The following is a 5447-nucleotide window of genomic DNA, read 5'->3' on the forward strand; positions in this document are numbered from 1 at the left end:
CCGTGTTCCCGAACTCCCGGATCGTCCGGAAAAGCTACTACCCGGAGAACGCGCCGATGCCGGCGGGAACCGTCCTGACGGTGGACTTCGAGCTCGATGGGCAACGGCTCACCGCCCTCAACGGCGGTGCCGACATCCCCTTCACCGATGCGATCTCGCTGCTCGTCACCTGCGCGGACCAGCAGGAGGTGGACTACTACTGGGAGGCCCTCTCCGCTGGCGGCAAGGAGGTGCAGTGCGGCTGGCTCGCCGACCGGTATGGCCTGTCGTGGCAGATCGTCCCCGAGGGGCTCGACGATCTGCTCGCCGGCGATGATGCCGACGCTGTGGCGCGGGCCTTCGCAGCGATGCTCACGATGACGAAGCTCGATATCGCGGCTCTCCGGGAAGCACGCGCGGGAAGCTGACTTTCCAGCATGCGCCACCAATGATGAAGATCCAGCCACGCGGAAGGTGGCTGGATCTTCACGATCGCAGGGTGCGCGACGGCGCCGGTGCTACTGCTCGGCCTCGGACTTGATGCGCTCGAGGGTCTGGTGCATTCCGTCGACCAGCTCCTGCTCGAACGTGTCGTTGCCGCCGAGGAAGGCCTTGACGAAGAACTGGGAGATCTTGTAGGTGCCACGGGGCGCCTCGCGGCGCTCGATGATGCGTGTGCCGTCGCCCTGCGGCTCGAGGGTGTAGGACCAGACGGCGTTGTTGTCGAGGATGCGGAAGGCGATCTTCTTGTTCGGCTCGAACTCGACGACCTTCGCACGGGTGGGCCACATCATGATGCCGCGCTGGTTGATGTTGAACGCGAGCGAACCCTCACGGATCTCGCCGCCGAGCACGAACGTCTTGCGGGTCTGCGGGCTCCACTGGTTCATCCGCGGCAGGTCGGAGACGATGCTCCACACCTTGGCGGGCCTGGCGGTGGTGTCGATGGTGGCTTCGAGCAGCGGACTGACCACGGGATTATCCTCCGGGAGGTATTAGGGACACGGTGTCTATGCGGCAGTCTACCGACGCTGGCCAATCCCCTCGACTAGTCCGTCTCGACCACCGCGGCGAGCCTGTCGAGGCCCTGGGTGAATTGCTTGCCCAGGATCTTGTTCATGCCGCCGAAGAGTGCCGTGGCGCGGGTGAGCAGCGTTTGCTGGCCCGTCATCGTCCAGGTGACGGTGCTGGTGGCACCGTGCTCGCCAATGGTGAACTGGAGCTCGTTGGTGGACTTCATGGGCTTGGTGAACGCCAGGGACATCGTGATGGACGTGGGCTCCACAGCGTCGGTGATGACCATCTCGCCCTCGCCGGCCTTGCGGTTTCCCGACCATGCATAGCGCGCGCCTGCGCCCATTCGTGGACCGCTGTACTCGCGCTTGAGGTTCTCGTCGAGGTTCTCCCACGGCGACCAGGTCCGCCAGGCGTGGAGGTCCGCGATCTGCGCGTAGACAGTTGCTGCGGGAGCGTTGATCGTGCGTGTTCGCTCGACGGTATAGGTAGTGTCTGCCATGGCTTCTCCCCTGTCGGGCCCAGTCCTGCCAGGCCCAGTCTTGTAAGGCCCAGTGCGATGGCACCAGTGTCGCAGAGAACTGTGATCCAGGGCACTAGCTATGCGGTCCTGTTACGTAACTTCCTGTGCTGCCGCGACGCCGAGCCGTGCCCGCTCGATCTCGAGCACCGCGCGCTCGGCCTGCTGCTCCGGAAGGCCCGCCAGGCCGGCCGCCACTGCCTCGGACTGCATGTCGCTCGTGCGCGCGAACTCGTCGAACAGCGCGCGCTTGTGCTCCTGCACGGCCCGGATGTGCTCGTCGACGGTGTCCTTGGCGAGCAGCCGATGCACCTGGACCGCGCGGACCTGGCCCATGCGATGGGCGCGCGCGATCGCTTGCTCCTCGCTGCTCGGCTTCCATTGCGGCTCCGCGAGGATCACCACCGAGGCGGCTTGGATGTTCAGGCCTACGCCCCCCGCATCGATCTGGCAGAGCAGCACCGCGGTGCCCGCGTGCTGGGCGAAGTCCTCGACGAGCTGCTGCCGCTGCCCTGCTGGCACGGCTCCGGTGATAGCCCCGGCCGCCCGTTCCCCGAGCGCTCCAGCCATCGCGTCGAGCACGTCGCGGAAGAATGAGAACACCAGCACCTTGTGCCCGTCCTCCTGGGCCTCGTCGACGAGCTCGAGCAGCCGCTGCAGCTTCGCCGAGCGGGGTGATTCCCAGGCCGCGCGGCGCATCCGCATGAACGTTCCCACCACCACCGCGCTGCGGTACGCCGCCTCGTCCTCGGCGGTGAGCTCCACCCATTCCTCGACGTCGATGCGCTCGGGCAGCTCGACGAGCACATCCTCCTGGTTGCGGCGCAGGTAGACGGGCGCGACACGACGACGGAACGCCCGCGCGCCAGCGAGAGTGGCTGCCGCATCGAGGTTCTCGCCCACCTCGGGCTGTAGGTAGCCGACGAGCGCCTTGAACTCGGCGACGCGATTCTCCATCGGCGTGCCCGACAGGAACATCACATGCTCGGCCTGCATCGCGAGATGCCGGATGACCCCGGAGCGCTGCGTATCCGGGTTCTTCACGTAGTGCGCCTCGTCGACGACCAGCGCGTCGAGCGGAGTGTGCTCGAGCCCCAGGCTCGTCACGGTTCCGAAGGTGGTGACCGCGACCCCTCCTTCGGCGCGCCATGCCACCAGCTCGTCGATCTTGTCCCGGCCGTGCAGCCGATGAACGCTCAACGCGGAATGCCGGGACGTTTCCTTGAGCCAGTTGACCAGAACGCTCGCCGGGCACACCACCAGCGAGCGCGGGTGATCGCGCGCGGCCAGATGGGCGAGCACCGCGAGCGCCTGAACGGTCTTGCCCAGGCCCATCTCGTCGCCCAACAAAGTGCGCTTGCGGTGCAGCATGAACTGCGCGCCGAATCGCTGGTAGCCGCGCAGCGAGGAGCGGAGCAACGACGCATCGAGCTCGACCTCGCTGATGCGGCGCGCGAGCGCATCGTCGACGTAGCCGCGCGATCCCTCCGTGTCGGTGGCCCCTGCGGCGATGCCCAGGCTGGACAGGTAGGCGTAGAAGCCCGCGGGCTCGGCGCGGAACCACTGCCACACCTGGCCGGGCGGATACGCGCGCGGATCGAGAAGGGGCATCGCTGCCCGCAGGCGGTGCTGCAGCTCGGTCGAGGCGGGCTCGGTGAGCGCATGTTCGATGTCGATGAGCGCCGCGAGGATGCGGTGCTTGGTCCGTGTGCCGGTGAACAGCATGCGCCATGTGCTGCGCGCCCGCTCGGCTGCCGGCAGCGCCCGCGCCAGGCGCTGCGCGAGGGGATGGATGGCGGCGAGGTCCAGGGCGGCGGCATCCGAGCGGTTGATCGCCGCGACGATAGCGAGCAGCAGAGCCTGCGCGGGGTCCTCCCGGTCCGGATCGATGCGCAGGGGCGTGGCGCGGGCGACCTCGTGCGCGATGGCGCGGGCAGCGGAGACCACTTGGGTGGCGGTGTGCTCGCCGACGCCGGGGATCGCGGTCAGGTGCTGCGGCTCGGCATCGGCGGCATCGGCGACGGTGCGCACGCCTGCTTGCTCGAGGGCGCCGAGCCGGGCGCCCCGGTCGAGGTGGGGGCGCAGGTCGTCGATCGGGATGCCGGCGAGCTGCTCGCGGGCGGTCGCGTCGATGATCGCTTGGACCTGGTGCTGGGCGGCCGCGCGCAGCTGCTGGGGCGCGGCGTGCAGCGCGGTGGCGCTGTCGACGATCCAGCGGGCGGCAGCGATGGCCTCCCGTGCGGGGCCACCGATGCGTTGCCGGGCTGCGTCGTAGGCGTGCGGCGGCAGCCTCGGTTCCTCGACCGGCATGGTGCTGATCCTAGAGCGTGGGACAGGTCTTGCGCTCCCAGCATTCCCTCCATGATTATTGAGTCAATATTGCTTGAGTTATACGGAGGGGGCGGCTGCATGTCCGTTGGCGCAGGATCTACTGGCGCGGGGGCGACTGGCGCAGGTCCCGGGTTCGCTGGATCCGGGGTCTCGGGGTCTGGGTTCGCCGGGTCCCGCGCCTCGGCGCCCGCGCACTCCGGAACTGGCACCTCGGCGCCGGATGCTCCGGGATCCAGCGACGTCGAGCGCCGCGCCGCCATCCACGCTGCCCTCGCCGACCCCGCGCGAGTCCGCATCACCGACCTCCTCGCCACCAGCGACCACTCGCCCACTGAGCTCCAGCACGCGCTCGGCATGCCCTCCAACCTGCTCGCCCACCACCTCAAGACCCTCGCCGCCGCCGGGCTCATCCACAAGCACCGCTCCGAGGCCGACCGCCGCCGCGCCTACTGGACCCTCGACACCACCACCCTCGACCACCTGCTCCCCCGCGCGGCGCGCACCACCGAGCGCATCGTCTTCCTGTGCACCCGCAACTCCGCCCGCTCCCAGCTCGCCGCCGCGCTCTGGACCCAGCACAGCACCATCCCCGCCACCTCCGCGGGAACCCGACCCGCGCCGACGATCCACCCCGGCACCCTCGCTGCCGCGCACCGCCACCACATCCCGCTGCGGCCCCAGCAGCCCCAGCCCCTCGACCTCGCCGACGGGGACACCCTCATCGCCGTGTGCGACAACGCCCACGAGGAGCTCGACCCCACCGTGCCCCGGGCGCACTGGTCCATCCCCGACCCTGCCCGCACCGGCACCGACACCGACTTCGACACCGCCATCACCGAGCTCGCCACCCGCATCACCCGCATCGCCCCCCACTACCACCCAGCAAGAAGGAGCACACCATGAGCACCTCGACCCAGTACCACCGCCGCGACCTCTCCATGGACCACCACATCGCGCTCAGGTCGGCAGCCACCCGGCTCACCGAGCACTTCACCGGCATATTCGGCACCGAGACCATCGAGCGATTCCTGCACACCTCCTACGAGCAGTTCGCCGGCAAGGCCACCGTCCCCAACTTCCTGCCCCTGCTCGCCGAGCGATTCGCCAAGCAACGCCTCATCGCGCTCGCCCGCGTCGAAGGACACCACCACGACGGCAAGCCCACCGTCCTGTTCCTCTGCACCCACAACGCCGGACGCTCCCAGATGGCGCTCGGCTACTTCCAGCACCTCGCCGGAGAACACGCCACCGCCTGGTCCGGCGGCTCCGAGCCCGGAACCGAGGTCAACCCCGCCGCCATCGACGCCATGGCCGAGATCGGCATCGACATCACCACCGAGTACCCCAAGCCCTGGACCGACGAGATCGTCCAGGCAGCCGACGTCATCATCACCATGGGATGCGGCGACGCCTGCCCCATCTTCCCCGGGCGCCGCTACGAGGAATGGACCCTCGACGACCCCGCCGGGCTCACCGTCGACGACATCCGCCCCATCCGCGACGACATCGAGCGTCGCGTTCGCGCCCTCCTCGCCGAGCTCGAGGTGCCCGCGGAGGGGTGAGCTCGCGGGTGGCGGGCTCGCGGGTGGCGGGCTCGCGGGTG

The 5447-nt window shown here is 69.2% G+C and carries 6 protein-coding genes; 3 read left to right on the plus strand and 3 right to left on the minus strand.

Going from position 1 to position 5447, the window contains the following annotated elements:
* The coding region (locus tag HT102_RS01455) for a VOC family protein (protein WP_225443050.1) at positions 1-407 on the plus strand (407 nt) is incomplete at its 5' end.
* A gap of 90 nt (positions 408-497) precedes the next feature.
* Here the strand turns inward: HT102_RS01455 and HT102_RS01460 are convergent.
* The 3 genes from HT102_RS01460 to HT102_RS01470 all read right to left on the minus strand — a co-directional run bounded on the left by HT102_RS01460 (position 498) and on the right by HT102_RS01470 (position 3823).
* Positions 498-953 carry an SRPBCC family protein gene (locus HT102_RS01460; RefSeq protein WP_192037628.1) on the minus strand — a complete coding sequence of 152 codons (456 nt, stop codon included), beginning with the start codon at positions 951-953 and terminating at the stop codon, positions 498-500.
* Between the two features lie 74 nt (positions 954-1027).
* Complete coding sequence (locus HT102_RS01465) at positions 1028-1495, minus strand: SRPBCC family protein (protein ID WP_192037629.1); 468 nt, start codon at positions 1493-1495, stop codon at positions 1028-1030.
* Positions 1496-1606: 111 nt separating this feature from the next.
* Complete coding sequence (locus HT102_RS01470; protein ID WP_192037630.1) at positions 1607-3823, minus strand: DEAD/DEAH box helicase; 2217 nt, start codon at positions 3821-3823, stop codon at positions 1607-1609.
* Between the two features lie 99 nt (positions 3824-3922).
* On the opposite strand from HT102_RS01470, the gene HT102_RS01475 reads away from it, so the two are divergent.
* Positions 3923-4747 carry an arsenate reductase/protein-tyrosine-phosphatase family protein gene (locus HT102_RS01475; RefSeq protein ID WP_192037631.1) on the plus strand — a complete coding sequence of 275 codons (825 nt, stop codon included), beginning with the start codon at positions 3923-3925 and terminating at the stop codon, positions 4745-4747.
* Entirely contained in the window at positions 4744-5406 is a 663-nt protein-coding gene (locus HT102_RS01480; protein ID WP_192037632.1) for an arsenate reductase ArsC, read from the plus strand. Before HT102_RS01475 ends, HT102_RS01480 begins: the two co-directional genes overlap by 4 nt.
* Positions 5407-5447 lie beyond the last annotated feature (41 nt).

Source organism: Lolliginicoccus lacisalsi (assembly GCF_014841105.1).
GTDB classification, from domain to species: Bacteria; Actinomycetota; Actinomycetes; order Mycobacteriales; family Mycobacteriaceae; genus Lolliginicoccus; species Lolliginicoccus lacisalsi.